Annotated in this window: 25 protein-coding genes and 1 pseudogene; 16 read left to right on the top strand and 10 right to left on the bottom strand. The window is 67.5% G+C overall.

Annotated elements, in window-relative coordinates; translation table 11 throughout:
• Entirely contained in the window at positions 1 to 2,184 is a 2,184-nt protein-coding gene (locus WS75_RS05935) for an FUSC family protein (RefSeq protein ID WP_059679583.1), read from the bottom strand.
• A gap of 191 nt (positions 2,185 to 2,375) precedes the next feature.
• Between WS75_RS05935 and WS75_RS05930 the strand changes: the two genes are divergently transcribed.
• Positions 2,376 to 3,323, top strand: a complete 948-nt coding sequence (locus tag WS75_RS05930; protein WP_059679582.1) for a LysR family transcriptional regulator — start codon at positions 2,376 to 2,378, stop codon at positions 3,321 to 3,323.
• 131 nt (positions 3,324 to 3,454) lie between these two features.
• Here the strand turns inward: WS75_RS05930 and WS75_RS05925 are convergent, their stop codons facing one another.
• From WS75_RS05925 to WS75_RS33325, 3 genes are all read right to left on the bottom strand, one after another.
• Positions 3,455 to 3,757 carry a DUF4148 domain-containing protein gene (locus WS75_RS05925; RefSeq protein WP_059599468.1) on the bottom strand — a complete coding sequence of 101 codons (303 nt, stop codon included), beginning with the start codon at positions 3,755 to 3,757 and terminating at the stop codon, positions 3,455 to 3,457.
• Between the two features lie 223 nt (positions 3,758 to 3,980).
• A complete protein-coding gene (locus WS75_RS05920) occupies positions 3,981 to 5,123 on the bottom strand; it encodes a porin (RefSeq protein WP_059679581.1) in 1,143 nt (380 codons plus the stop codon).
• 128 nt (positions 5,124 to 5,251) lie between these two features.
• On the bottom strand, positions 5,252 to 5,431 hold the full coding sequence (locus tag WS75_RS33325) for a hypothetical protein (protein ID WP_156429715.1): 180 nt from the start codon (positions 5,429 to 5,431) through the stop codon (positions 5,252 to 5,254).
• Between the two features lie 3 nt (positions 5,432 to 5,434).
• Between WS75_RS33325 and WS75_RS05915 the strand changes: the two genes are divergently transcribed.
• The 4 genes from WS75_RS05915 to WS75_RS05900 all read left to right on the top strand — a co-directional run bounded on the left by WS75_RS05915 (position 5,435) and on the right by WS75_RS05900 (position 9,683).
• Positions 5,435 to 5,899 carry a VOC family protein gene (locus tag WS75_RS05915; protein ID WP_059679580.1) on the top strand — a complete coding sequence of 155 codons (465 nt, stop codon included), beginning with the start codon at positions 5,435 to 5,437 and terminating at the stop codon, positions 5,897 to 5,899.
• A 71-nt stretch (positions 5,900 to 5,970) separates the two neighbouring features.
• Positions 5,971 to 7,212, top strand: a complete 1,242-nt coding sequence (codA, locus tag WS75_RS05910) for a cytosine deaminase (protein WP_059679579.1) — start codon at positions 5,971 to 5,973, stop codon at positions 7,210 to 7,212.
• Positions 7,213 to 7,390: 178 nt separating this feature from the next.
• Complete coding sequence (locus WS75_RS05905) at positions 7,391 to 8,725, top strand: chloride channel protein (RefSeq protein WP_059679578.1); 1,335 nt, start codon at positions 7,391 to 7,393, stop codon at positions 8,723 to 8,725.
• 226 nt (positions 8,726 to 8,951) lie between these two features.
• Entirely contained in the window at positions 8,952 to 9,683 is a 732-nt protein-coding gene (locus tag WS75_RS05900; protein WP_059679577.1) for a class I SAM-dependent methyltransferase, read from the top strand.
• Positions 9,684 to 9,707: 24 nt separating this feature from the next.
• On the opposite strand, the gene WS75_RS05895 is transcribed toward WS75_RS05900, so the two are convergent.
• The gene (locus tag WS75_RS05895; RefSeq protein WP_059679576.1) at positions 9,708 to 11,126 is read right to left on the bottom strand and encodes a cytochrome-c peroxidase; all 1,419 of its coding nucleotides are present in this window, start codon (positions 11,124 to 11,126) and stop codon (positions 9,708 to 9,710) included.
• A gap of 101 nt (positions 11,127 to 11,227) precedes the next feature.
• The gene (locus WS75_RS05890) at positions 11,228 to 12,901 is read right to left on the bottom strand and encodes a phospholipase C (protein WP_059679575.1); all 1,674 of its coding nucleotides are present in this window, start codon (positions 12,899 to 12,901) and stop codon (positions 11,228 to 11,230) included.
• 346 nt (positions 12,902 to 13,247) lie between these two features.
• On the opposite strand from WS75_RS05890, the pseudogene WS75_RS35045 reads away from it, so the two are divergent.
• Positions 13,248 to 13,379: pseudogene (locus WS75_RS35045) on the top strand (EamA family transporter); the annotation flags it as partial.
• A gap of 38 nt (positions 13,380 to 13,417) precedes the next feature.
• Here the strand turns inward: WS75_RS35045 and WS75_RS05885 are convergent.
• The gene (locus WS75_RS05885) at positions 13,418 to 13,891 is read right to left on the bottom strand and encodes an Lrp/AsnC family transcriptional regulator (protein WP_006479071.1); all 474 of its coding nucleotides are present in this window, start codon (positions 13,889 to 13,891) and stop codon (positions 13,418 to 13,420) included.
• A 318-nt stretch (positions 13,892 to 14,209) separates the two neighbouring features.
• Here WS75_RS05885 and WS75_RS05880 point away from each other — a divergent pair, with 318 nt between their 5' ends.
• The 6 genes from WS75_RS05880 (at position 14,210) to WS75_RS05855 (ending at position 18,557) form a co-directional block, all read left to right on the top strand.
• Positions 14,210 to 15,595: an amino acid permease gene (locus WS75_RS05880; protein WP_059679574.1), complete on the top strand. Its 1,386-nt coding sequence runs from the start codon at positions 14,210 to 14,212 to the stop codon at positions 15,593 to 15,595.
• 43 nt (positions 15,596 to 15,638) lie between these two features.
• Entirely contained in the window at positions 15,639 to 16,841 is a 1,203-nt protein-coding gene (locus WS75_RS05875) for an amino acid aminotransferase (protein ID WP_059679573.1), read from the top strand.
• Positions 16,842 to 16,971: 130 nt separating this feature from the next.
• Positions 16,972 to 17,370, top strand: coding sequence for a DUF488 domain-containing protein (locus WS75_RS05870; RefSeq protein WP_059679572.1), 399 nt, complete (start codon positions 16,972 to 16,974; stop codon positions 17,368 to 17,370).
• Between the two features lie 116 nt (positions 17,371 to 17,486).
• A complete protein-coding gene (locus tag WS75_RS05865; RefSeq protein ID WP_059679571.1) occupies positions 17,487 to 17,777 on the top strand; it encodes a DUF1488 domain-containing protein in 291 nt (96 codons plus the stop codon).
• Between the two features lie 16 nt (positions 17,778 to 17,793).
• A complete protein-coding gene (locus WS75_RS05860; RefSeq protein ID WP_059679570.1) occupies positions 17,794 to 18,033 on the top strand; it encodes a hypothetical protein in 240 nt (79 codons plus the stop codon).
• A 170-nt stretch (positions 18,034 to 18,203) separates the two neighbouring features.
• Positions 18,204 to 18,557, top strand: coding sequence for a hypothetical protein (locus tag WS75_RS05855; protein WP_059679569.1), 354 nt, complete (start codon positions 18,204 to 18,206; stop codon positions 18,555 to 18,557).
• 18 nt (positions 18,558 to 18,575) lie between these two features.
• On the opposite strand, the gene WS75_RS05850 is transcribed toward WS75_RS05855, so the two are convergent.
• The 3 genes from WS75_RS05850 to lhpI form a co-directional block, all read right to left on the bottom strand.
• Positions 18,576 to 19,355: a helix-turn-helix domain-containing protein gene (locus tag WS75_RS05850; RefSeq protein WP_059679568.1), complete on the bottom strand. Its 780-nt coding sequence runs from the start codon at positions 19,353 to 19,355 to the stop codon at positions 18,576 to 18,578.
• A gap of 3 nt (positions 19,356 to 19,358) precedes the next feature.
• Positions 19,359 to 19,781, bottom strand: a complete 423-nt coding sequence (locus WS75_RS05845) for a response regulator transcription factor (protein WP_059679567.1) — start codon at positions 19,779 to 19,781, stop codon at positions 19,359 to 19,361.
• A gap of 182 nt (positions 19,782 to 19,963) precedes the next feature.
• Complete coding sequence (gene lhpI / locus WS75_RS05840; RefSeq protein ID WP_059679740.1) at positions 19,964 to 20,899, bottom strand: bifunctional Delta(1)-pyrroline-2-carboxylate/Delta(1)-piperideine-2-carboxylate reductase; 936 nt, start codon at positions 20,897 to 20,899, stop codon at positions 19,964 to 19,966.
• 266 nt (positions 20,900 to 21,165) lie between these two features.
• Here lhpI and WS75_RS05835 point away from each other — a divergent pair, with 266 nt between their 5' ends.
• The 4 genes from WS75_RS05835 (at position 21,166) to WS75_RS05820 (ending at position 26,967) form a co-directional block, all read left to right on the top strand.
• The gene (locus WS75_RS05835) at positions 21,166 to 21,903 is read left to right on the top strand and encodes a FadR/GntR family transcriptional regulator (RefSeq protein WP_059679566.1); all 738 of its coding nucleotides are present in this window, start codon (positions 21,166 to 21,168) and stop codon (positions 21,901 to 21,903) included.
• Between the two features lie 121 nt (positions 21,904 to 22,024).
• Complete coding sequence (locus tag WS75_RS05830) at positions 22,025 to 23,146, top strand: branched-chain amino acid ABC transporter substrate-binding protein (protein ID WP_059450263.1); 1,122 nt, start codon at positions 22,025 to 22,027, stop codon at positions 23,144 to 23,146.
• 55 nt (positions 23,147 to 23,201) lie between these two features.
• Positions 23,202 to 24,209, top strand: a complete 1,008-nt coding sequence (gene lhpH / locus WS75_RS05825; RefSeq protein ID WP_059679565.1) for a trans-3-hydroxy-L-proline dehydratase — start codon at positions 23,202 to 23,204, stop codon at positions 24,207 to 24,209.
• Between the two features lie 196 nt (positions 24,210 to 24,405).
• A complete protein-coding gene (locus WS75_RS05820) occupies positions 24,406 to 26,967 on the top strand; it encodes a penicillin-binding protein 1A (protein WP_179948876.1) in 2,562 nt (853 codons plus the stop codon).
• Positions 26,968 to 27,000 lie beyond the last annotated feature (33 nt).

Below are 27,000 nucleotides of genomic sequence, written 5' to 3'. Positions count from 1 at the left end.
TCAATGACGATGGCGATTGAACGGTGCGTCCTTGTCCAGCAGCGCGCTGCGGATGAAGTGCAGGCAGCCGACGATGCGCTGCATGCGATGGCGCTCGTCTGGCACCGCGTACCACGCGTGCAGCGTGTGCTGGGCGGCCCGGATCGCCAGATTCACCGATTTCAGCGTGCGCGCATGGTGGGCCGGCGTCGGATCGTCGAAGAATCGCGGCAGCTCGCGTAGTACCGCATCGATCGATGCGGTCCAGCGCTGCGTCTGCGGCGGTTTCGATTCGCAGAACCCGTGCAGCTCGTCGCGCAGGTCGATCACCGCATGGCCGACTTCGAGCGTCGACAGCATCCAGCGCAGCGCGTCGCGATGCTGCCGCGTGCGCTTGACGAGCAGCGTGCGCAACTGCGCCATCAGGTCGTGCGTGCTCGACTGGAAGCGTGCGGCGAGGCCGTCGCGCGTGCCTTCGCACGCGAGCGTGACCTGACGGCGCAGGTCGTGCGCGATACGCGATGTGAGCCACGGCATGTGGGTCGGAAACACCACGGCGAACACGATCGAGCATGCGAGCATCGCGACGACGATGGCGAAACCGTTGTTGATCAGCACCTCGGGCGTATACGCGATCGCGTTGTCCGGGCCCGCGAGCAGGCAGAAGAACACCGCGAAGCCGATCCCGTAGCCGGACAGGCCCGGGCGCATCGCGAGAAACGCGCCGAGGCCGAGCACCGGCGCGAGCGTCGCGCACAGCAGCGGAAAGCCGTCGATGTTCGGATAGACGTAGCACAGGAACACATAGCCGACGGCCGTCGCGAACGCCGCGCCGACGCCCATCTGCGCGACGAACTTCGGCGCCCGCGGCGACGTCGAGCTCAGCGCGCACGCAATCGCGGTGGCGATGACGGCGAGCGAGCCGCTCGGCCATTCGGACGCGATCCAGAACGCGCTCATCGCGCCGACGGCGACGAGCGTGCGCAGGAACGTGAAGCCGACGAAGAACGAATTGGTCTTCACCGCGTAGCGCGTGACCGAGCGTTCGAACGCATGATCGTCGCGGTCGAGCGACGCGTTGGTGTCGGCATAGCCGAGATACTCGCCGATGAAGCGATACATCAGCTCGATCGCGGTGTCGAAGTCGAGCAGGCCGCCGGCCGCGTGATCCTCGATCTCGCGGCGCGACGCGCGCGCGGCCTTCGGCAGCGCGCCGTGAAAGCGGCGCAGTTCGAGCAGCGCGCCGGTGGTCGACGCGATCCCGCGCTGCCGCTCGTCGTGCAACGCCGTCACCCGTTGCGCAAGCGCATCGATGTGCGGCGCGAGCGCGTCGAGCACCGCGTCGGACTGGTTCGCGCGCAAGCGTTTGACGAGCTGGTGCAGCGCATGCAGGCGCGTGCACGCATTCATGAACTCGCTGTTCAGGCGCGCGAGCCGGCGGCTGCGCGCACGAATGTGCGGATCCTCGAACGACGCGAACGCGCGGTTGGCCTCGAAGCCGACGATCTCGTCGACGAAATCGGCGAAGCGCCGCTCGAAATCGCCGCGTGCAAGGTCGCCCGACAGCGCGCCGGCCGCGAATGCCGCGAACTTCACATGGCGGACGGTCAGCGAGCGCATCAGCGCCTTCGCGGAACTGAGCGGAAGAATCAGCGCGCTGACCGCGCCGGAGCATGCGATGCCGAGCGCGACTTCCGCGGCGCGCGTGAGCGCGGACTGGAACAGCGTCTGCGGCGTCATCACGGCGGGCAGGCCGATCAGCGCGGCCGTGTAGCCGGCGAGTACGAACCCGTACCAGCGGAAATGGCGGTTGCGGACTGCGAGCGCGATGCAGCCGCCGATCCACAGCGTGATGCCGGCCATGTACAGCTCCGGCTGCTGCGCGAACAGCCCGCCGAGCGCGAGCGCGGCGACGAGGCCGGCCACGGTGCCGAGCACGCGGTAGAAGCTCTTCGCGAACACCATCCCCGACAGCGGCTGCATCAGCACGAACACGGTCGTCATCGCCGTGCGCGGCTGCGACATCTCGAGCCGCATCGCGATCCCCATCGCGAGCAACGCGGCGAGCACGGTCTTGGCGAGGTGCAGCCAGATCAGCCCGTCGCTTGCGGCCCAGTCGCGCGCGGCGTCGCCGAGCGGATCGAGCCAGGTTCTCCATCGTGCCGGTTCGATGGAAGGTCGCTCGATCGCAGGTTGTGGCTTCATGAAGAAAGAGGGGGCGTGCGCGGTGTCGCGGCGCGTCCGGACGGGTCCGTTCGACTGATGAGGCGCCGATTGTAGGAGTGCGGCGCGCGGGCATTAACGCAGCTGCGGGGAAACGATAGTTGCAGGGCGCGTAACAATCTGTCGCATCCGCTGGAGGAAAATAGCGGCTCCGCTACAGGTGGCTCACAGCAATGGATACCCTACAAAACATGCGGGTGTTTACGCGCGTCGTCGAGACGGGCAGTTTCACCGCGGCCGCGCAATCGCTGAATTCGACGACGGGCGCGATGTCGCGCGCGGTGTCGGAACTCGAGGCGCGCCTGCGCACCCGTCTGATGAATCGCTCGACACGCCGCCTCGCGCTGACGTCGGCCGGCGAAAATTATCTGCGGCGCTGCCGCCAGATCCTCGCCGACGTCGATCGCGCCGAGGAAGAGGCGAGCTGCGCGCACGAGCGGCCGGCCGGCGTGCTGCGCATGCACAGCTTCGCGAGCGTCGGCCATCACTACGTGATGCCCGCGCTCACGCGCTACCACACGCAATTTCCGGACGTATCGATCGAGCTGTCGCTGTCGCAGCGCATGCCCGACCTGTTCGACGGCACGAGCGACATGGCGGTCGTGACCGCGTCGTCGCTGCCCGATTCGGAGCTCGTGTCGCACCTGCTTGGCTCGACCTTCAGCATCCTGTGCGCGTCACCCGAGTATGTGAAGCGCCACGGCGCGCCGGCGCGCCCGCAGGATCTCGGCGCGCATGCGTGCCTGACGCTCTGCACGCCGGCGTTTCCGACCCACGAATGGGTGCTCGAAGGCGCCGAGGGCGTCGAGCAGATCCATGTCGCCGGGCCGGTGCAGACCAACACGGCCGAGTCGCTCGCGCTCGCGATTCGCGACGGCATCGGGATCGGCATGCTGCCGCTGTACGCGGCGATCGACGCGTTGCAGGACGGCACGCTCGTGCGTGTGCTGCCCGGTCACATCCTGCAGAAGATGAACGTCTATGCGCTGTATCCGTCGCGCCGCTTCGTCGACGCGAAGGTGCGCACCTGGGTCGAGATGCTGCGTGCGCAGGTGCCAGGGATGATCGCGCACGACGTCGAGATGCTGAACGCGATCGAGCGGGAACCGCAGGCCGCCTGAGGGCGAATACGGAAAAGGAAGGCCGCGTGCCGGACGGCACGCGGCCTGGCCGCATCCATCGTCACGAACCGGTTTGCGCGATGTCCGCCGCGCCCGCATGACACGCGTCGTGCGGGCGCGCCGTCATGCATTCACAGCGCGGGCTTGACGGCCACGCCCGATTCGGTTGCGCCCGCACCGGCCGGGCCATAGGCGGTATGCGCGGCCTTGTGCTCGGCGAGCCGTTTTGCCGCCAGGCGTTCCTGCGCGGCCATGATGTCGTCCGGATAGTTGCCGGCGTCGCCGAGCGACGGGTTGTAGCCGACCGATTCGAGGTCGTAGAGCTCCTGCAGCACCTGTGCGCGCGTGACGGGCGACTTGGCGGACTGAGCGAACGACAGGGCCGGTGCGGCAAGCAGGACGGCAGCGGCGGCGGTAACGACGAGCGATTTCACGATGTTCTCCTGTAGGCGGGGTGTGAGTCCGGTCCGGCAATCGATGTGTGATCCGAACCATTGATGCCAGTCTATGCAGCGCACGCGGGCACAAAAACCCCGATTCCAGGCAAGCAGATTTTCAGATGGAACAACACTGACGCACGTCGCCCGCGTTGCGCGAACCCGTCCGTCAAGACAGGTTCGCGGCTGGCGGGCGACGTGCGGTCCTGCTGCGCTGAACTCAGAAGCGCGTGCGCATGCCGATCGTGCCGACGATCTGGTTCGCGGTGGTCGATGCGCCGCCAGACGTGTTGATGAACGCCTGGTAGCCGCGGCCCGACGCGTGCTGATACATCGCTTCCGCATACAGGTCGGTGCGGCGCGACAGTTTGTACACGGCCTGCAGGTCGACCTGGTGCCACTTCGGATCGGTGCCGTGCTTGCTGTCCGGATTCGACACGCTGGCGTCCGTGTACACGTACGCGGCGCCGAGGCTGACGGCCGGCGTCACCGCATAGCGCACGTTCACGTCGTAGTTGTTGAACGCGATCTGGCCGGTGGAGCCGAACGAGCCCGAGTTGTCGTACTGCGAACGCGTGTAGACGAAGCCGATCGTCGCCGGACCGAACACGTAGCTGGCGCCGCCGCCGTAGCTGCGCATGCGGTCCGCGCCGACCGACCAGCCGCCCTGGCTCACGCTCTTCGCTTCGGCCACGTCGGTCGCGCCCGGGCTCGCGCTCGTCGAGCCCTTCGTGCCGTTCATCTGCAGGTAAGCGCCGGCCAGCTTCAGCGGGCCGTTCGTGTAGCTCGCCGCGACGCTGTATGCACGGTTGCCGGCGAAGTTCGTCGAGTTCGAGAAGCCGTACAGCGCGCCGACCTTGAAACCCGCGATCGTGTCGCTCGTGTACTTCACCGCGTTGTTGATGCGCACCGAGTGGTTCAGGTTGTCGTTGTCGAACGGGTGCGCGAAGCCGGTATCACCGAAGTCGCCCGACGTCGCGGACAGCGGCGCGACGAAGTCGACCATCGTGTCGTACTGGCGGCCGAGCGTCAGCGTGCCGTAGCCGCTGCGGGTCAGGCCGACATACGCGTGGCGGCCGAACAGCTTGCCGTCCTGGCCGAGCGCGCCGTTGTTCACGTTGAAGCCGTTCTCGAGGACGAACAGGGCCTTCAGACCGCCGCCGAGATCTTCCGTGCCGCGCAGGCCGAAGCGGCTGCCGTTGACGGTGCCGCTGGTCATGCGCCACAGCGAGGCGCCGCCCGCGTTGTTCGTGTACGCGATGCCGGCATCGATCAGGCCATACAGCGTGACCGAGCTCTGTGCATGCGCGAACGGGGCGAACAGTGCGGTGGCCGATGCGGCGGCAATCAGGGTTTTCTTCATGTAACTGCTCCTGCGTGTGGGACAAGTGGCTAAAGTTCGGCGCCAGTGTAGGGGCGGGGTCGCGCGATGACGGCCGCTGGCGCGCGAGCGCACCGTTGCGAGTTGCGCAAGAGTGCGTCACACAGCGTTCACAAATCGATGCGGAGGCCGGATGGCGTGCGTTTTCGTCGACGGCGCGACGCGAGATACCGGGTGGCCGCGTTCGCCGTGTCGCGCATTGACAACACGCGCGCGTCGCTGGCGCGGGAGTTGATTGCCGCGCCGCGCGCGTGGAGAATGAGCAGACCGATGCCGAGATCCGGAGACACCCGATGACCACGCCTCGCCGTCCGTCGTTCAGTTCCGCGCTGTGCTACCGCAACCCGAAAGCCGCGCTGGCATGGCTCGAACGCGCATTCGGCTTCGAGCGCGCGATCGTCGTCACCACGCCGGAAGGCGACATCGCGCATGCCGAAATGAAATTCGGCGACGGCCTCGTCATGATCGGCGGCGCGTGGGCCGACTTCATCGCCTCACCGGAAGACACCGGCGACCGCAACACGCAGCACGTCCACGTGCACCTTGCCGACGACGCGGACATCGACGCGCACTGCGCGCGCGCGCGTGCGGCCGGCGCGGAGATCCTGCAGGCCCCAGCCGACCAGTTCTACGGCGACCGCATGTATCGCGCGCGCGATCCCGGCCGGCATGTGTGGACGTTCGGCAAGCACGTGCGCGACGTGAAGAACGACGAGATGCGCGCGGCCACCGGCCTGACGATCGAGGATTTCAAATAAGCGCGGCACGCATCGCCGGAGCCGGTTTTCCCCACCACGCGGCGCTCGCGCCGCATGACGCCTGGACCCACATGAACCTCTTCAATGCACGCCTGCGCGGTCGCGACGGGCTGTTTACGATCGGCATCGACGGCGACAGGATCGCGCGGATCGACGCGCAAGCCGCGCCGGTCGCCGCTGTCGGCGCCGGCGATGTCGATGCGGGCGGCCGTCTCGCGATTGCGCCGCTCGTCGAACCGCACATCCATCTCGACGCGGTGCTCACGGCCGGCGAGCCGGCCTGGAACATGAGCGGCACGCTGTTCGAGGGAATCGAGCGCTGGTCCGAGCGCAAGGCGACGATCACGCACGCGGATACGAAGACGCGCGCGCATGCGGCGATCGGCATGCTGCGTGATCACGGCATCCAGCACGTGCGCACCCATGTCGACGTCACCGATCCGACGCTGGCCGCGTTGAAGGCGATGCTCGAAGTGAAGGACGAGGCGCGCGGGCTGATCGACCTGCAGATCGTCGCGTTTCCGCAAGAAGGCATCGAGTCGTTCGACGGCGGCCGCGCGCTGATGGAGCAGGCGATCGAGCTTGGCGCGGACGTCGTCGGCGGAATTCCGCATTTCGAGAACACGCGCGAGCAGGGCGTCAGCTCGATCCGCTTCCTGATGGATCTGGCCGAGCGCACCGGCTGCCTCGTCGACGTGCACTGCGACGAGACCGACGATCCGCATTCGCGCTTTCTGGAAGTGCTCGCGGAAGAAGCGCGCGTGCGCGGGATGGGCGCGCGCGTGACGGCGAGCCACACGACGGCGATGGGCTCGTACGACAACGCGTACTGCTCGAAGCTGTTCCGGCTGCTCAAGCGCGCGGGCCTGAACTTCGTGTCGTGCCCGACCGAGAGCATCCATTTGCAGGGGCGCTTCGATACGTTTCCGAAGCGGCGTGGCGTCACGCGCGTCGCGGAACTCGATCGCGCGGGGCTGAACGTGTGCTTCGGTCAGGATTCGATCAAGGATCCGTGGTATCCGCTCGGCAACGGCAACATCCTGCGCGTCCTCGATGCCGGCCTGCACATCTGCCACATGATGGGCTACCAGGACCTGCAGCGCTGCCTCGACTTCGTGACCGATCACAGCGCGACGACGATGCATCTCGGCGACGGCTACGGGATCGCGGTCGGACGGCCGGCCAATCTGGTCGTGCTCGACGCGGACAGCGATTACGAAGCCGTGCGCCGGCAGGCGAAGGCCACGCTGTCGGTGCGCCACGGGAAGGTGATCATGCGACGGGAGCCGGAGCGCGTCACGTATCCGGAGTAGTGCGATCGCGTTGGCGGCGGCACGCACCGCCGTGGGTTGCCGTCACTCATATATTCGCGAATTGCATGAGTTGATCAGAAAAATACGTTTGTCTCATGAGAGGCCGAAGCCTACGATGCGGTCCTGACGGCGGCGTGCATGGTGCGCGCCGTCGTGTCGATCCTCATTCGCCGACCTCATGCGCCTCGATCTCCCGTCCGCTCCCGCTTCCTCTTCGCCGCCGGCCAGCCCGTTCGCGCGGATGGCCGCCGTCACGGTCCTGACCGGCGTTGGCGCGGGCGTCGGCGGGATGCTGCTCGCGCTGCTGCTGCACGCGATCCAGCATGTGGCCTACGGTTACAGCCTGGCGCACCTGGTCGGGGCCGAGAGCTTTCTCGCGGGTGTGACCGACGCCGAGCCGCTGCGCCGGCTCGCGGTGCTCGTCGTCTGCGGGCTCGTCGCGGGCGGCGGCTGGTGGGCGCTTTACCGGTTCGGCCAACCGCTCGTCAGCATCCGCCGGGCCGTTCGCGCAGCCGATCCGCGGATGCCGTTCGTCAGCACGACGGTGCACGCGCTGCTCCAGATCGTCACCGTCGCGCTTGGTTCGCCGCTCGGCCGCGAAGTCGCGCCGCGTGAGATCGGCTCGCTGCTGGCCGGGCGGCTCGCGCATTGCGCGGGGCTCTCGCCCGCCGATTGCCGACTGATGGTCGCGTGCGGCGCGGGCGCCGGTCTTGCGGCCGTCTACAACGTGCCGCTCGGCGGTGCCGTGTTCGTGCTCGAAGTGTTGCTCGGCACGTTCGAACTGCGCGCGCTGGTGGTGGCCGTCGTCACGTCGGCGATCGCGGCGGCCGTCGCATGGATCGGGCTCGGCAACGAACATCAGTACACGGTGCCTTCGTTCGTGCTGAGCACGCCGCTGGTTGTGTGGTCGATCGTCTGCGGGCCGCTGTTCGGTTTTGCCGCTTACGGCTTCGTGCGGCTCACGACCCGCGCCCGGGCAGATGCGCCGAAGGGTCGCCTGCTTCCCGTGCTCTCGCTGGTCAACTTCGCGGCCATCGGCGTGCTGGCGATGTGGTTTCCGCAACTGCTCGGCAATGGCAAGGGGCCGGCTTCACTGGGTTTCGACGGCACGTTGACGATCGGCCTCGCGGCGACGCTGCTCGTGCTGAAGGTGCTGATCGAGGCGGGCAGCCTGCGTGCGGGTGCCGAGGGTGGGCTCCTCACGCCGGGTCTTGCGAACGGCGCGCTGCTGAGCGTCGTGCTCGGTGGGGTGTGGAGTCTCGTGTGGCCGGGGGCGTCGATCGGCGGATGCGCGCTGATCGGTGCGACCGCGTTCCTTGCCGCGTCGATGCAGATGCCGATCACGGCCGTCGTGCTGCTGCTCGAGTTCACGCGCGTGAATCACGACAGCCTGGTGCCGATGCTGCTGGCCGTGGCTGGCTCGCTGGTTGCGTACCGGTTCGCGCAGCAGCTGGCGGAGCGGCGGATGGTTGCCGCCGCAACCGTCGCCACGCCGGCGACGGCGGCCCGGTAGCCAACCCGCGCCGTCGCAATCCTTCCCGTTTCGCTGCTTCCAAGCAGGCGCTCGGCGCCGATCCCGGCCGATGCCGCTTCACGTGCTGCAGCGCTTCCATATCGCCGCCGGTGTGGCGAGGTGCGGTCAGCTCGCAGCCTTTCATGAATGAACGGCACCTCGAACGTCGCCAGTGGCACCCCGATCGTGCAGAATCGAGCCTCCGACTCCCGCCAACGGAGGCCGCATGACCGATCCGAACGAACCATCCGCCCGCCGCGCGTATGCGAGCTTCGCGCAACGGTACGCGGACATCGCGCCGACCAAGGCGCACAACGCGCTCTACGAGCGCCCGGCGACGATGGCGCTGCTCGGCGACGTCGACGGCCTGACGGTCCTCGACGCCGGCTGCGGACCCGGCATCTGCAGCGAGCACCTCGCGCGCCACGGTGCGACCGTTCATGCGTTCGACATCACGCCCGAGATGGTCGCGCTCGCGAGCGCGCGTTGCGCGGGGCTCGCGGTCGACGTCGCCGAGGGCGATCTCGCAGCGCCGCTCGACTGGCTGCCCGACCACGCGTTCGACGCGATCCTGTGTTCGCTCGCACTCGACTACGTGCGCGATCTCGCGCCGACGTTGCGCGAATTCAGGCGTGTCGCGCGGCCGGGCGCGACGCTGGTGTTCTCGATGGCGCATCCGATGCGGGACTGGATGGACGAGCGTACGCGCGGGGACGGCACGTACTTCGATACGAGCCGTTTCGGCTTTCACTGGTCGGGTTTCGGCGAACCGAAGCCCTATGTCGAAGCATGGCGCAGGCCGCTTGCCGACATCCTGAGCGCGCTCGCGGACGCCGGCTGGCGGCTCGAGCGATTCGTCGAGCCGACGCCGCTGCCGACGATGAAGGCGGTGTCGGAGCGGCTCCATGCGGAGCTGTCGCTGGCCCCGGCCTTCCTCTGCATCCGCGCGCGCTGCTGACGAAGCGCGGCGGATCGCCGAGGCTCAGCGTGCCGGCTCGTCGGTCAGCGTGCCGAGAAACGCTTCGATATCCTTGATGTCCTGCGCGGTCATCGCGGGCTTGTCGCCGGGTTTGCGGTTGAACGGCGCATCGGTCACATCGACGTTCGCGCGGTACTTTGGCGGAATGTCGTCATATTCGTCGACCTTGCCGTCCGCGCCGCGCGAATAGAACTTCTGCGGCGAGATGCTGCGCTCGTTGTAGAACGCCATCACCTGATCGAGCGTGTGGAACACGCCGTTGTGGAAGAACACGTGGCGCGTCGCCGCGTTGCGCAGCGTCGGCGTGAGGAACATCGCGCAGTACTGCGTCTGGTCCTTCAGATCCTCGCGGAACGGCCCGCACACGCCCAGATCGTAGAACGCCGGGTTGCGGTTCTGCGCGAGCGCCGTGTTGCGCGGCGCGCCGAGCGCCTCGTACTGGTAATCGGTAAACATCGGCGGCAAGCCGTCCTTGCCGGGCTTCGACAGGTGGCAGCCCGCGCAATTCGCCTTGTCCGGATCGTTGAAGAGCCGCAGCCCGCGCAATTCGGCCTGCGTCAAGCGCGCACGGCCTTCGAGCCAGCGGTCGTACTTGCTGTTGTACGGATGGAACGACGGATCCTCGACCTGATAGCGCGCGATCGCGAACATCGCCTCCGACACCACGAGCTGCGGGCTGGAGAACACGCGCGCGCCGAACAGTTGCTCGAACTGCGCGCGATGCGACGACTGCGCGAGCTTGCGCGCGACGTCGTCGATGCTCGCATTCGCCATCTCGACCGGATTCAGCAGCGGCCCGAACGCCTGCTGCTGCAGCGTATCGGCGCGGCCGTCCCAGAACATCCCGCCCTGCGGCACGAGCTGCGGCGCGGCCGATGTGCCGGCCACCTTCTGCGCCTTGACGACGCCGGCCGCCGATGCAGCCTGCTGAGCGACGCTCGGCGCGGCGTCGTTTTCGCCCGCATCGGGGCCGATGCTGAAGTTCGGCTGACGATACAGGTACATCAGCGACGGCGGCGGGCGGTAACCCTGCTGCGTCATCGCGAGGCCGCCCGGCTGCACGTCGAGCCCGTTCGGCGGCCCGTACGCGTGATCGGGGCTATGGCACGACGCGCACGACTGCTTGCCGGATGCCGACAGCGACGGATCGACGAACAGTGCACGCCCGAGCTGCGCGACGGCGGACAGCGGCTGCGCGGCCGGGCGCTGCAGCGCGACCGGATGCGGATTCGCGCCCGTCCAGTCGGCGACGACGTCGCCGATCGCCGCCGGCGTGCGGGCCGGAAACGCGATCGCGAACGCGCCGTAGCCGAGCACGGCCGCGCCGAGCACGAACGCCGCGCGGCGCACCGCGCGGGCAGGGGAACGCGGCGCGGCGGCGCCGGATGCGTCGGGAGACGGGAACGCGGGACGGGCTGTCATGCTGTCGGTCGAAAGTCGGGCACCGCGTGGAAGCGGCGCATCAAATGGAAACGGCCGGCGCACGATGCGCCGGCCTGCGGCTACCGGTTACGCGATGCCGGTCAGATCGACGGCGCCGCGCTCAGCACGGTGCCTTGCGTCGGATCGAGATACAGCGGCGCCGTATTCGGCTTCGACGCGAAGTCGAACAGCCCGCGCAGGTCGCCTGCCGTCGCATCGAACGAACCGCCGCCGATGCGCTGGCCGCCGAGCCAGTTGTCCTCGATGAAGCGCACGACCGATGCCTGGTCGATCATCGTGTGATCGACGTAGTTCTGCTTCGCATACGGCGAGATCACGACCAGCGGGATGCGCACACCCGGGCCGCAGCGGCCGTTCACGGTGCCGCCGTTCACGCCTGTGGTGCCACCCGAGCCGCATACGCCGTTGCCGTTGACCTGGTCGACGGCGTCGGACGACGAATGCGTCGGCGCCGTGTATGCGTGGTCGTACCAGCCGTCGGAGTCGTCATACGTGACGATCACGGCCGTGTTCTGCCAGTCCGGCTGCTGCTGCAGAAAGTTGACGACCTTCGTCACGAACGCCTGCTCGTCGAGCGGATCCGAATAGCCCGCGTGCGCGTCCTGCGCGGCCGGTGCCTTCAGGAAGCTGACCGACGGGAAGTTGCCGGCCTTCACGGCCGCGAAGAAGTCGTCGCTGTCGTACTGGTGGTTCGCCGGTTCGGCCGTCTTGCCGTCGGCTTCGAAGCTGGAACCGATCGCCGCGACGCTACTCGGCCGCGTGTGCTGCGGGTTTGCAGTCGACGCGTAGTACTGGAACCAGTTGTGGTGCGGGATGTAGTCGGCCGTCGCGGCGTTCACGGCGGTGGCGACGGTGCTGCGGCTACAGCCGGTCGTGCCGTTGCTGTTGGTCGTCGACAGGTTGAAGCCGCCCATGAAGCCGCCCCACGTGATCTTTGCGCCGTTCAGCAGGTCGCCGATGTTCTTGCCGCTCATCATCGCCTGGTCGGTCGTGCTCGAGCACACGTCGTAGCCCGGGTCGACATCGTTGATCATCGTGAAGCCGCCCTGGCCGTCGTTGATGTAGTACGACGTGGCGGCGAGCGTCGACGGCTGCTTCGACGTCTTGACGATCTGCATCCCGTTGGTCTGGCCCGACACGACGTTCAGCGCGCCCGGCGTCGACGGGCCGTAGACCGTCGTATACGCGTTGTCGCTCATCGCGAAGCGCTGCGCGTAGTTCCACAGCGCGGTCACGGTGTTGCCGTCGAAGTAGCCCATCACCTGGCCCTTCGTGCCGAACGCGCCGGCGCCGCCGGACGAGCCCTTGCCCGTGTATTTCGGGAACAGGTCGGCGAGGCCGTTGTCCTCGGCCTGCTGCTCGGCCGTGTACGCGTGGTTCTGGTCGGCGGTTGCGGCTTGCGTGCGGTCGAGGCGGAACGGGTTCGCGGCGTCGGTGCCGTTGGCCGTGTTCGTGAAGTTCGGGTTCGCGGTGAGCAGCGTGCCCGTCAGCCCGTTGATCGTCGGCGTGCCGGACTTCGCGGTGAACGCCGGTTCGCCGGACGGGTTCGACGCATTCGGGTAGGTGCCGAAGTAGTGGTCGAACGACACGTTTTCGCCGTAGATCACGACGACGTGCTTGATCGGTGTGGCGGTCTGCAGCGCATCCTGCGACGATAGGACGGGCGTCGACGAGGGATCGTCGCTACCGCCGCAGGCGAACAGCGCAAGCGCCGCGCCGGCGCACGCTGTGACGAGCAAGGCTTGACGGAACATCGGGAAACTCCAGGTAGGTTTTCGATGGTGGGTAGCGGCCCGTCGCCATGTCGGTCCGGCGCGGAGCTCGCGATAGAGCACCGGCATTGAAACAGTCTGGTATGAAGATATGGGGGCGGAGCGGTTTCGCGACGGTTGCGCCGCGGTATCGATTTCATTACGGCGCGAGACGGCGCGAAAGAAAGCAGAAAGGGACGGAGCGGATGCAACCTGAGCGACATATTCGGCGATCGGCACCGTCACCGCCGCGGATGTCGCACCGGGCGGGCGACGGCGCACGGCGGGCCGGTTCGTCCGGGATGCCGGGCCGCGCGCTTTTTTGACAATCGGGTGACGGGTTCATGCGATGGTTGGCCCGCGGCGACGATTTCGCGTTGCCGGCCGTCAGCGAGTATTCAGCGTGCCGATCCCCGTTCTGTTTGCCGTCCCGTGTGCCGCCTTCCTGCGTGCGTCCTGGAAGGCGCGCGTGCGCGGCAGCCGAGCATTGCGTCGCCCGGGCGGTCGCGCAGTGCCGTGTCAGCTTTCCACGGGCATCGCACTCGTGCACTTGATCTCGTCGAGGCACACGCTGGAATGCACGCCGCTCACGCCGGGGATTCGCATCAGGGTTTCGAGCAGGAACGTGGACAACCCCTTCAGGTCGTGCGCGACGACCTTCAGCACGTAGTCGATATCGCCTGTCACCGAGAAACATTCCTGGATCTGCGCGAGATCCGACACGAGCTTCTGGAACTTGGACAGGTCGCGGATATGCCCGCGTTCCATCGTCACGTGTACGAACGCGGTGACGCCGAACCCGAGCGTGTCGGGGCACAGGCGCGTCTCGTAACGGCGGATCGCGCCGATTTCCTCCAGCCGCCGGTGGCGTCGCAGCGTCTGCGCGGGCGACAGGCCGACGGCCTTCGCCAGGTCGAGGTTCGACGCGCGGCCGTTCTCCTGAAGCACCGACAGCAAGTGGCGATCGATGCGATCGAGAACCGGTTCAGGCATTTTTGTTTCCTCATCTGTCTCCCGGATGCAATCTTATCTCATAATGTAGGGTTTGCATGAGCGGGTTACGCAACCCGATTTCGCTGTCGCGACGCTAAACTGACGCCGGATTTTCGTGTGCGCCCGCAGCAATGCGGGCGAGGGCGACGGTCGGTGGCCGGTCTGGCGGGCCTGCGGACAGGAAACGGGTTTGCCGCGCGAAGATTGCAGTCCCCAACCCGGCGGCTCCACGAACGGCCGCCGGCACAGCAAAACAGCGCCCGGCACACCGAGGCGCGCCGCACCGCTTCCGGCGGAGGCGGGCAGAATGGAGAAGACATGGTTTCTGGAAACGAGAAGGACGGCCTGAAGCGGGGGCTGAAGAACCGGCACATCCAGCTGATCGCGCTCGGCGGCGCGCTCGGCACGGGGCTGTTCCTCGGCATCGCGCAGACGATCAAGATGGCCGGCCCGTCGGTGCTGCTCGGCTACGCGGTGGCCGGCGTCGTCGCGTTCTTCATCATGCGCCAGCTCGGCGAGATGGTCGTCGACGAGCCGGTCGCCGGCTCGTTCAGCTACTTCGCCGACAAGTACGTCGGCCACTTCACCGGCTTCCTGTCCGGCTGGAACTACTGGGTGCTGTACATCCTCGTCAGCATGGCCGAGCTGTCGGCCGTCGGGATCTACGTGCAGTACTGGTGGCCCGGTGTGCCGACCTGGGTGTCGGCGCTGGTGTTCTTCGTCGCGATCAACCTTCTCAACCTGGCGAGCGTGAAATCGTATGGCGAGACCGAATTCTGGTTCTCGATCATCAAGGTCGCCGCGATCGTCGGGATGATCGGCTTCGGCGGCTGGCTGCTCGCGAGCGGTCATGCGGGGCCGGAAGCGAGCATCGCGAACCTGTGGCAGCACGGCGGCTTCTTCCCGAACGGCGTGTCGGGGCTCGTGATGTCGATGGCCGCGATCATGTTCTCGTTCGGCGGACTGGAGCTGATCGGCATCACCGCGGCCGAGGCCGACGATCCGAAGCACAGCATTCCGCGCGCGACCAACCAGGTGATCTACCGGATCCTGATTTTCTACATCGGCGCACTGGCGGTGCTGCTGTCGCTGTATCCGTGGGAAAAGGTCGTCTCCGGCGGCAGCCCGTTCGTGCTGATCTTCCATGCGCTGAGCAGCAACGTGGTCGCCAACGTGCTGAACGTGGTCGTGCTGACGGCCGCGCTGTCGGTCTACAACAGCGGCGTGTACAGCAACAGCCGGATGCTGTTCGGCCTCGCGAAGCAAGGCAACGCGCCCAAGGTGCTGTGCTCGGTGAACAAGCGCGGCATTCCGCTCGCCGCGCTCGGCGCGTCGGCGCTCGCGACCGGCGCGTGCGTGCTGGTCAACTACTTCATGCCGGGCAAGGCGTTCGAGGTGCTGATGGGCCTCGTCGTGTCGGCGCTGATCATCAACTGGGCGATGATCACGCTGATCCACCTGAAGTTCCGCCAGGCCAAGCGCATCGCCGGAGAGCAGACTTCCTTCCGCAGTCTGGGCTATCCTTTCACGAATTACCTGTGCCTGGCGTTCATGGCCGGCATTCTCGTCGTGATGTACCTGACGCCGGATCTCCGCCTGTCGGTGTACCTGATTCCCGTATGGCTCGCGGTGCTCGCGATCGGGTATCGCTTCCGTCAGAAGAATGCGGGCTACGCGATCCGCGACGGCGCGTCCGCAGGCTGACACGGGCACCACGACCATTCTTCCAAACGAGACCGACATAGCCATGTTCGAACACATCGACGCGTACCCGGGCGATCCGATCCTGACGCTCAACGAGAACTTCCAGAAAGATCCGCGCGATCAGAAGGTCAACCTGAGCATCGGCATCTATTTCGATGCCGAAGGCCGGATTCCCGTGATGGGTGCCGTGCGCGAAGCCGAAACCGTGCTGCAGCGCGACCTCGGCCCGAAGCCCTATCTGCCGATGGTCGGCCTGGCCGCCTATCGCGACGCCGTGCAGGCGCTCGTGTTCGGCGCCGATCACCCGGCGCGCGCGGCCGGCCGCATCGCGACCGTGCAGACGCTCGGCGGCTCGGGCGCGCTGAAGGTGGGCGCCGATTTCCTGAAGCGCTACTTCCCGGACGCGCAGGTGTGGCTCAGCGATCCGAGCTGGGAAAACCACCGCTTCATCTTCGAGCGTGCGGGCTTCACGGTGAACACGTACCCGTACTACGACGAAGCGACGGGTGGCCTGAAGTTCGACGCGATGCTCGCGGCGATCGACGCGCTGCCGGCGCGCAGCATCGTGCTGCTGCACGCGTGCTGCCATAACCCGACCGGTGTCGATCTCGACGAAGGCCAGTGGGAGAAGCTGATCGACGTGATCGAGGCGCGCGGGCTGCTGCCGTTCGTCGACATGGCGTATCAGGGCTTCGGCGCAGGCCTCGACGCGGACGCGTTCGCGGTGCGCGAACTGGCCCGCCGCGGCGTGCCGGCGCTCGTCGCGAACTCGTTCTCGAAGAATTTCTCGTTGTACGGCGAGCGCGTCGGCGGCCTGAGCGTCGTCTGCGAGGATGCGGCCGCGGCCGAGCGCGTGCTGGGCCAGCTGGCCGGCGCGGTGCGCTCGAACTACAGCAACCCGCAAACCTACGGCGCGAAGGTCGTGGCGACCGTGCTGAACACGCCCGCGTTGCGCAAGCAGTGGGAAGAAGAGCTCGCCGCAATGTGCCGCCGCATCGCGCGGATGCGCCAGTCGATCCATGACGGCCTGCGCGACCACGTCAGCGGCGAAGCGCTGACGCGCTACGTGAAACAGCGCGGGATGTTCACGTACACGGGCCTGACCGAATCGCAGGTCGAAGCGCTGCGCGAAGTGCACGGCGTGTACATCCTTCGTTCGGGGCGCATGTGCGTCGCGGGGCTGAACGATTCGAACGTCGGCATCGTCGCGGACGCGATCGGCAAGGTGCTGAAGAGCGGCGTCTGACGGCGCGCCTGCGGGCGCACGATCGCATCGCCGAAACCGGCTGTCTCCGTCGTGGAGGCAGCCGGTTTTTTCTTGCGCGGCGGCGGCGCGGCGGTACGATGGCGGATCGAACGCATGATGAAGGAGCGGCATGGCTATTCGAATCGTACGGCTCGGCACGCCGCGCACGGCCGGCGAGGGCCTGAGGATCGGCACGGTGCGGCGACCGCCGCGCGGCGTACCCAAGGCGGAATTCGCATCGCGCAACTACTATGATGTATGGCTGCCGACGCTGTCGCCGAGCCCCGAGCTGGTCGCGCAGGCGCAGGCTGCCGAAACCGACGCCGAATGGCGCGCGTTCACGCGCCACTTCCGAGCGGAAATGGCGCATGGCGACGCGCCGAAGGTGCTGGACCTGCTCGCCGCGTTGTCGGCGACGAGCGCGTTTTCGATCGGCTGCTACTGCGAGGACGAGCGCCGCTGCCATCGCAGCGTGCTGCGCGAACTGCTGGCCGAGCGCGGTGCGGCGATCGACGCGGATGCGTGCTGAACCGCCGCCCGGCGGCGCGACGGTGCGCCGCCGCGTGAGGCGCAGCTGACCGGTTGACGTGGGTCAAGCGTGTGGCGGCGTGGGCCGTTATGCTCACGTCATGAATCGTCCCGACGATGACAGGCGCACAGATGCAGATAGTCTTTCCACCCGAACCGCCCGAATATTGCGCACGCGATCTGGTCGTCGCGTTTTCGGCGCTCGTCGACGGCCGCTGCGTGCAGTGCGCGATCACGGCCGAAGCGCTGGAAGACCATTTCGGCGCGCCGTCGCTGCTCGAACGGGATTTGCTGCATGCGTTCGAAGCGCACCGTTCGGCGATCGAGGCGATGGCGCGACGGATGCTCGACGAAATCGGCGGCCGGCCGGTGTTGCTGCACAGCGGTCACTTCCGGATGGATGATTGATACCGCAGGAGGAGGCATGACACTGCAAGGCACGATTCATGAGCGCGACTGGTCGGTCGAGATCGAGACGCGCAAGTGCGAATCCGGCGAGTTCCGCTGCCGTGTGTCGGTCGAGCACGGCGCCGGGCCAGCGCGTTTTCACCACACGTTCGAGCACAGTCATGCGTACCCGACCGAGCACGAGGCGGCGATCGAAGGGTTGCGGGCCGGGATGACATGGATCGAAATGAAGGCGTCGCAGACATTCAACGTTTGAACCGCATCGTGCCGATGGATGCGCGGATGCAAGGCTGCCAGGGCAGTATTCGCCGCGGCCGGCATCGCGCTGCGTGAAGCAGGAGCGTGCCGCGCGCGGGACACCGAGGCACGGAGATACAGGAACAGGCAACGCCGTCGACGAGCGGCGACCGCGTCAGGAGAAGCGCCATGGGCGTGGGCATGCAGATCGTCTGCGTCGGATTCGCAGGTTCCGCTGCGCTGGAAGCAGAAGCGGCGGTGCAACTGGTGCGGCTGGAACGATTCCGCGCACGGCTGGAGGATTGCCGTCTGGCGATCGAATTGCGCCCGCGCGTGGACGGCGGCCGGACCTACGACGTGCGGCTCGAGCTGGTCATGCGCGGCCGCTCGCCGGTATCGCTGCCGTGCAGCACTGGCGACGACGTGATCGAGGTGCTTGGCCGCGTGTTCGCGCTGGCCGAGCAGGCCTTGTCCGTATCGGAGGCGGGCGAATCCGGGGCGGTCGTGCTGCATGCGCTCACGCCGGGCGCCACAGCGCAATGACGTGCGACGCGCCGCGCGTCACACCTGCGCGAGCGCCTGTGCGTCGATGATCCGCACGCGCTTGCCGCGCGTCTCGACGAGTGAATCCCGATGAAACCGCGAGAACATCCGGCTGACGGTCTCGAGCTTCATGCCGAGATAGCAGCCGATCTCTTCGCGCGTCATCCGCAGGTTGAATTCCGATGCCGAATAGCCGCGCGCCTCGAAGCGCGACGACAGGTTCAGCAGGAAATGCGCGACGCGCTGCTCGGCCGACATCGTACCGAGCAGCAGCATCTGGCTCGACTCGCGAACGATCTCGCTGCTCAGCATCTGGTAGAGGAAATGCTGCATCGGCTTCATTTCGCGGCACGCCGCCTCGAGTGCGCCGAACGGGATGACGCATACGACGCTGTCCTCGAGCGCGATCGCGTCGCAGCAGTGCTGGCCGCCGCCGATGCCGTCCATGCCGAGCGTTTCGCCGGCGATCTGGAAGCCGGTCACGTGCTCGCGGCCGTCGCGATGCATCATCACCGTCTTGAACGAGCCCGCGCGCACGGCGTAGATGCTGTGAAATGGATCGTCGGTTCGGAACAGCGCGTCGCCTTGGCGAACCTGTCGCGTCGAACAGATGATCGCGTCCAGTCGGCCGTATTCGGCGGCGGTCAGGTGCGGCGGCAGGCACAGCGAGCGCATCAGGCAAGCCGAGCAGCGCGCGGCGGGATGTTTGGCGCCGTCGTTACGCGAGACCGCGGGAAGCGGAATCATTGGCCGAGGCGCGACGGATGGGGCGGCGGCGCAGGCGGTGGCTGTGGACATGAGTCACTCCGGCTCGGTCAGGGGGCGGTGCGCACGAGCGCGCACCAGGGATTCGATGACGTGGCATGCGGCGTCGAATTCGGCGGTCTTGTCGAAGAAGTAGTCTGCTCCCGCCGTCGCACATGCCTCCCTGAATGCCGGTGCCGAATGGTTCGTCAGCACGATCGTGACGATCCGCGGCGCGGCTTTCGACAGCATCCCGATCAGGTCGAGACCGCTGCCGTCCGCGAGTCGCAGGTCGACGATCACGACGTCCGCGTGGCTGCCGCGGATGTGCATCAGTGCGTCCTCGCCGTCTTCCGCTTCGCCGACGACCACGACGCCGCGGATCGCGCCGACGAGCAGCGCGATTCGTTGCCGGACGGCAATGGCGTGATCGATGAGAAACACCCGGAGTGCGTCGACGGGTGACAGGCTGGCATTCATGCCGGCAGTATCGTGTTGCGCCGCCAAAAATGAAATCGGCCGAACTGGAAGTTTGTGTAGGCCGCTGCGACGCGTTGTAGGGCGTTTCCTACAACGCGTACGGGAAAGAGGCGAGGCCGCGTGCCGGCGACGCCGGGTGGGGCCCGCGCAGGATATGGCGGATCGAGGTCCGCCGCCCGGAATCAGCCCGCCGCGCGTGCGTCCAGCGCGTCGCGAGCCGTGCGGCACGCGGCCAGATCCCACGCGGCGCAGCCGACCGTTTTGAACAGCAGCGGCCCGCTGCGCTCGAAGGCGCCGCGCAGCACGTCGGCGAGCGATGCAACCTGCTGCCAGTCGACCTGCGCGACGATCAGGTCGCCGGCCTCGTGGCGCGCGCCGGCCGGGTCGTCGACGACGAGGCGGCTGTGGCGCACGGTGTCGGCGTCGATCTCGGCGGCATCCGCGGTGAACGCGCCGACGCCGACCACGAGGCGGCCTTCGCGCGCCGCTTCGCGATAGACGGGCGTCCGGCTCGTCGTCAGCGTGACGACGACGTCGATCGCATCCGGAATCGTGTCGCCGTCGAGCGGGGCCAGTTGCGGCGCCTGCGCGCGGTGCGCGGCGCAGAACGCGGCCGCGCTGTCGGCGCGCGAGCCGCGCACGTGCAGGCGCGCGTCCGGAAAGATCGCCGCGAGCGCTTCCGCGTGATTGGCCGCCTGCTTGCCGGTGCCGATCAGCAGGATGTCGCGGGGCGCGGCGCCGTGCAGCGCCTGAATGCCGAGCGCGGTAATGGCCGCCGTGCGGCGCCCGGTAACGGTCGGGCCATCGAGCACGAAGCGCAGCGCGCCCGTCGTCGCGTCGTACGCGCTCACCTGGCCGAGGATCGTCGGCAGTCCGCGCGCGCCGTTGCCAGGGCACACGTTCACGAGCTTGTGGCTCGCGAGGTCGCGTGCGCTCGACGGCATCGACAGCATCACGCCGCCCGCCTGCAGCGGCACGACCAGTCGTTCGGGGCTGACGATCTCGCCCGCCGCGTATTCGGCGACGGTGTGTGCGAGCGTGGCGAGCAGCGCGGGGTAGTCGAGCAGCGCGGCCGTTTCGGCGGCGTCGAACGCGGGAATCCGGGAGGGAGCGGTCATCGTGTCGGTCGGTTGTGTGTCGGTGGGCGTGGACGACGGGCGCATGCCGCGCTCGCCACGGACGCTGCCGAATATCGAGGCGGCAGTCATTCTGGATCAAATCTATACCAGTTGATCGTCGGCAGGCAAGCCGGAAAAGCCAGCAGACCGTCGATTTTGGTTCTAATATCCGTCCAGATGGGCCTCGCGCACGCCGGCGCCGGTATCGCTCCGGTATAGTGCGAACCCGTTTCCCCGTCCACCACCCGCCCGGGCAGGAGCCCCAGATGATGTCCGCACGTCCCGATTCGCTCGAAGCCGGTTTCCGACCGTTGCAGATCTACGAACAGGTCGCCGAGAAGATCCGCGACGAGATCCGCGCGGGGCGCTATGCGGCCGATTCGAGGCTGCCGTCGGAGCGCGAACTCGCGGCGCTGTTCCAGGTCGGCCGGCCGGCCGTGCGCGAGGCGCTCGGCGCGCTGCAGAACGAAGGGCTGGTGTTTACGAAGCGCAATTCGGGCACCTACGTCGTGCCGGCGCCGCTCGACGTGCTCGCGCAGCGCGGCGACACGCGCAGCGTGCCCGACGCCGACTTCAGTCCGACGTCGACGCTCGACGTGCGGCTCATCCTCGAGCCGGCGATCGCGCGCCTCGCCGCCGCGCACGGGCGCGCCGATCCCGTCGCCGAAGGCTATCTCGCGCAGATGGAAACCATCGCCGACATCGACGATCCGCAACAGCGGGCGCTGTGGAACGAGAGCGACCGGCTGTTCCATCGGCAGCTCGCGTTGATGACCGGCGACGCGCTGATCGTGAAGATCGCGGAGGAAGTCGCGAAGACGATGGACCAGCCCCTGTGGAAGCGGCTGAAGGACGACGGCATCCACGACGCGGGCCGGATCCGGCTCTACGTGTCCGAGCACCGGCTGATCTACGAGGCGATCGTGTCGGGCGACGCCGATGCGGCGGCCTTCTACGTCGAACAGCACATTCTTCGTGTGCGGCGAGACATCACGCCGAAATGACGTGCACCACGTTGGTCTGGTCTTTAAAATGACCAAAAGCACAAAAATCATTTTGAAATTGCTTGCATCCTGACCACGTGTGTCCTACATTGGTTTCACACAAAACCAATCAGGAGACACCATGCGACACTTCGTTACCGCGCTCTCGGTGGCCGTTGCCGCCGGCGCGCTGACTTCCGCGCACGCGCAGGAAGTCGTGATGATCGGTCATTCGGCACCGCTGACCGGCCCGCAGGCTGCGAACGGCAAGGACAATGAAAACGGCGCACGCCTCGCCGTCGAGGAGCTCAACAAGGCCGGCGTGAAAGTGGCCGGCAAGACGGTCACGTTCAAGCTGGTGTCCGAGGACGACCAGGCCGATCCGAAGGCGGGCGTGCAGGTCGCGCAGAACCTGGTCGACAAGGGCGTCGTCGCGGTGCTCGGGCCGTACAACTCGGGTGTCGCCATTCCGGCGTCGCGCGTATACAGCAACGCGGGCGTACCGATCCTGCCGGTCGCGTCGAACCCGGCGCTCACGCGGCAGGGCTTCAAGAACATCTTCCGGATCGGCGCGAGCGACGAACAGCTCGGCGGCACGATGGCGACGTTCGCCGCGAAGACGCTGAACGCGAAAACCGCCGCCGTCATCGACGATCGCACCGCGTACGGGCAGGGCGTTGCGGAGCAGTTCATGAACGTCGCGAAGGCGAACGGGATCAAGATCGTCGACCAGGAGTACACGAACTCGTCGGCGACCGATTTTCTCGGCATTCTCACCAAGATCAAGGCCAGCAATCCCGACGTGATCTTCCTCGGCGGTTATGCGGCGCAAGGCGCGCCGATGGCCAAGCAAATGAAGCAGCGCGGGTTGCGCGCGAAGCTGCTCGGCGGCGACGGCATCTGCTCGGCCGACATGGGCAAGGTCGCGGGCGAGGCCGCGTCGATCGTCTACTGTGCGCAGGGCGGTGTCGCGCTCGAGAAAACGCCGGCCGGCCGCGAATTCCTGAAGAAGTACCACGATACCTATCACACGGACACGCAGGTCTACGGCGTCAACTACTACGACGGCATGAAGCTGCTCGCCGACGCGATGGTCAAGGCCGGCACGACCACCGACAAGGCGAAGTTGATTGCGCAACTGGCGAAGTCGAACTACGCGGGCGTCGCGGGCACCTATTCGTTCGACGAACGCGGCGACCTGAAGGGCGCGCCGACCACCGTCTACGTGATCCGCAACGGCCTGCCCGAGCCGTACGCCAAGTAACCGTCACCGGACGGCGCCGCGGCGCCGTCCTTCGTCTTCACGCCTTCGATCCTTCATGAAAATTTCCCGATCCATTTCCACCGTCGAGGTCCATACCGGCGGCGAAGCGTTCCGCATCGTCACGAGCGGCCTGCCGCGCCTGCCCGGCGACACGATCGTCAAGCGCCGCGCGTGGCTCAAGGAGAACGCCGACGAGATCCGCACGGCGCTGATGTTCGAGCCGCGCGGCCACGCCGACATGTATGGCGGCTACCTCACCGAGCCGGTGTCGGCGAACGCGGATTTCGGCGTGATATTCGTGCACAACGAAGGCTACAGCGACCATTGCGGTCACGGCATCATCGCGCTGTCGACCGCCGCGGTCGAGCTCGGCTGGGTGCAGCGCACGGTGCCGGAGACGCGTGTCGGCATCGATGCGCCGTGCGGTTTCATCGAGGCGTTCGTGAAATGGGACGGCGAACACGCGGGCCCGGTGCGCTTCGTCAACGTGCCGTCGTTCATCTGGCAGCGCGACGTGTCGGTCGACACGCCGTCGTTCGGTACCGTGACCGGCGACATCGCGTACGGCGGCGCGTTCTATTTCTACGTCGACGGCGCGCCGTTCGATCTGCCGGTGCGCGAAGCGGTGGTGGAAAAACTGATCCGCTTCGGCGCCGAAGTGAAGGCCGCCGCGAACGAGAAATATCCGGTCGTGCATCCGGAGATCCCCGACATCAACCATATCTACGGCACGATCATCGCGAACGCGCCGCGCCATCCGGACTCGACACAGGCGAACTGCTGCGTGTTCGCGGATCGCGAGGTCGACCGCTCGCCGACCGGCTCCGGCACCGGCGGGCGCGTCGCCCAGTTGTACCAGCGCGGCCTGCTCGCGGCCGGCGACACGCTCGTCAACGAGTCGATCGTCGGCACGGTGTTCAAGGGGCGCGTGCTGCGCGAAACGACGGTCGGCGATATTTCGGCCGTGATCCCGGAAGTGGAGGGCAGCGCGCACATCTGCGGGTTCGCGAACTGGATCGTCGACGAACGCGACCCGTTGACTTACGGTTTTCTCGTGCGCTGAGCGTCGCGTACGGCACCCGGTTGTACCAGGCTTGGCGCGCGGTTCCTTTGTGGGGCGCGCGCCTTTTTTGTTGTAAAAATGCGCGATCCGGCACCGTTCGCACGGGCCCGGGACCGCCGCTGGCCGGTGGGCCGCGCGAGTTTTGGTACGATGCAGCCTTTCCAGCAGATCCCCCACCCGCGTGAATCGCCGAAACGTGTCGTCAGTGCGTGACCTCTGTGCCAAATGGGTCGCGCGCGCCCAACCCGTCGCGGCCGCTGCCGCCGTGCCCGTCAAGCGTGTCCTGGCCATCGCCTGGCGCCATCTCCGTCATCCGACGCGCCGCGGCGTGCTGCGCGCGGCCGCCGCCGTGCCGGTGCTGTTGCTGCTGTACGTGCTGGCGCTGATTCCGTTCACGCCCGGCATCGGCGACATCCGCAAGGCACGCGTCGACCAGCCCGCGCAGGTGCTGTCCGCCGACGGCAAGGTGCTGGCGGAATTCAAGCCGTCGAACCGCGAATGGGTGTCGCTCAAGCAGATCTCGCCGCACATGGTCGACGCGCTGATCGCGACCGAGGACCATCGCTTCTACGAGCACCACGGCCTCGACTGGAAACGCACGGCGTCGGCCGCGCTCCATACGTTCTCGGGCAGCCGCCAGGGCGGCTCGACGATCACGCAGCAGCTCGCACGCAACCTGTATCCGGACGAGATCGGCCGCGCGCCGACTCTCACGCGCAAGGTGAAGGAGGCGATCACCGCGCTGAAGATCGAGGCCGTGTACAGCAAGGAGCAGATCCTCGAGACCTACCTGAACACGGTGCCGTTCCTGTACAACGCGTACGGCGTCGAGATGGCCGCGCGCACCTATTTCGACAAGTCGGCCGACGAGCTCGACGTGCTGGACAGCGCGACGCTCGTCGGGATGCTGAAGGGCAACAGCTACTACAACCCGGTGCTGAACCCCGAGCGCGCGCTGCAGCGGCGCAACACGGTGCTCGGCCAGATGGTGAAGTACGGCAAGCTGTCGCCGGCGCAGTTCGCGCAGCTGCAGCGCCGGCCGCTGCGCATCGATTTCGAGCGCCAGAAGGAACCGCCCGGGCCTGCGCCGCACTTCGCGCAGCAACTCCGCAAATGGCTGATCGCCTGGGCCGACCGCAACGACTACAACATCTACTCGGACGGGCTGGTCGTGCGCACCACGATCGATTCGCGGCTGCAGCAGATGGCGACCCAGGCGCTCACGCTGCAGGCGAACCAGTTGCAGGGCATCGCGAACAACGCGTGGAGCGGCCGCGACGGTTGCGGCACCGACAACGAGGTGTTCCGCACCTTCATGCGCGAGTCGCCCGAGTACAAGGCCGCGCAGGATGCCGGCAAGAACGATGCCGCCGCGATGAAGCAACTCGCCGCCGACCGCGGTTTCATGCGCGCGCTGTGCAAGGCGAAAACCGACGTGCAGGCCGGCTTCGTCGCGATCGATCCGCGCGACGGGCAGATCCGCGCGTGGGTCGGCAGCCGCGACTTCACGAACGAGCCGTTCGATCACGTCGCGCAGGCGCGGCGTCAGCCGGGCTCGACCTTCAAGCCGTTCGTCTACGGCGTCGCGTTCGCGAACGGGATGAAGCCGGACGACACCTTCATCGACCAGGCGGTCGAGATTCCGCTGAAGGGCGGCGAGATCTGGCGGCCGAATGACGACGCGCCGCCGTCGGGCAAACCGATGACGCTGCGCGACGCGGTCGCGCTGTCGCGCAACCGGATCACCGCGCAGGTGATGGAGAAGGTCGGACCGGCGGCGGTGGCGCGGCTCGCGCGCGACATGGGCGTGCGCGAAAGTCCGCTCGAGCGCGTGCCGTCGCTCGCGCTCGGCACGAGCCCGGTGACGCTGAAGGAGATGGTCGCGTCGTACGCGACGATCGCGAACGGCGGGCTGTACCTCGAGCCGCAGATGGTGACGCGCATCGAGAACCGCCAGGGCGACGTGCTCGCCGAGTATGCGCCGGCGCCGCCCGAGCGCGCGCTCGACGCCGAGACCGACAAGACGCTGCTCGGCGTGATGCGCGACGTGGTGACGCGCGGCACCGGCAGCAGCATCCGCACGCGCTTCGGCATTCGCGGCGACGTGGCCGGCAAGACCGGGACCACGCAGGACAACGCGGACGGCTGGTTCATCCTGATGCAGCCCGGGCTGGTGGCCGGTGCGTGGGTCGGCTTCGACGACGGCCGCGTGACGCTGCGCAGCGACTATTGGGGGCAAGGCGCGCACAGCGCACTGCCGATCGTCGGCGACTTCTTCCAGCGCGCGCAACGCGCCCGGATCGTCGACACGAAGCTGAAATTCGATACCGAGCCGTCGCCCGGCTGGTTCGCGTCGGTGCGCGAACGCGTGACGGATCTGTTCGACGGGTGGTTCGGGCCCGAGCCGAAGCAGGCGCCGGCGCCCGTCAGAACGCAGCGTATCGAGCGGCAGCCGGAGGCGGACGCCGCCGCGGCGTCGGCCGCATCGGCTGCGTCGGCGCCCGAGGCGGCATCCGGCGGTATCGTCGAGGAGTGGGTTCCGGCGTCCGAGGTGGCTGCATCGGCCGCCGCGCTGTCTGCGGGCGCGTCGCAACCGCAGGCCGCGCAGCCGGCGGCGGGAGGCAGCGCGACGCCGGCGGGCAACTCGGGCGGCGGGGGCCTCGGCTCCGCCCCGGCCGCACCTTCGGCCGTACCGGCTCCGTCGGCGGCTCCGGCCCCGGCGCCGGTTTCACCCGGCGCGACCAGCGGTTCGGAGTAACGAGACGTTCAGATTCGCGCGATGCTGCCGTAA

It is taken from the genome of Burkholderia sp. FL-7-2-10-S1-D7 (assembly GCF_001524185.1).
In the GTDB taxonomy this organism is placed as follows: Bacteria; Pseudomonadota; Gammaproteobacteria; order Burkholderiales; family Burkholderiaceae; genus Burkholderia; species Burkholderia diffusa.
Note: the sequence above shows the minus strand (reverse complement) of the source record. Positions and strands in the feature narration are given on the sequence as shown.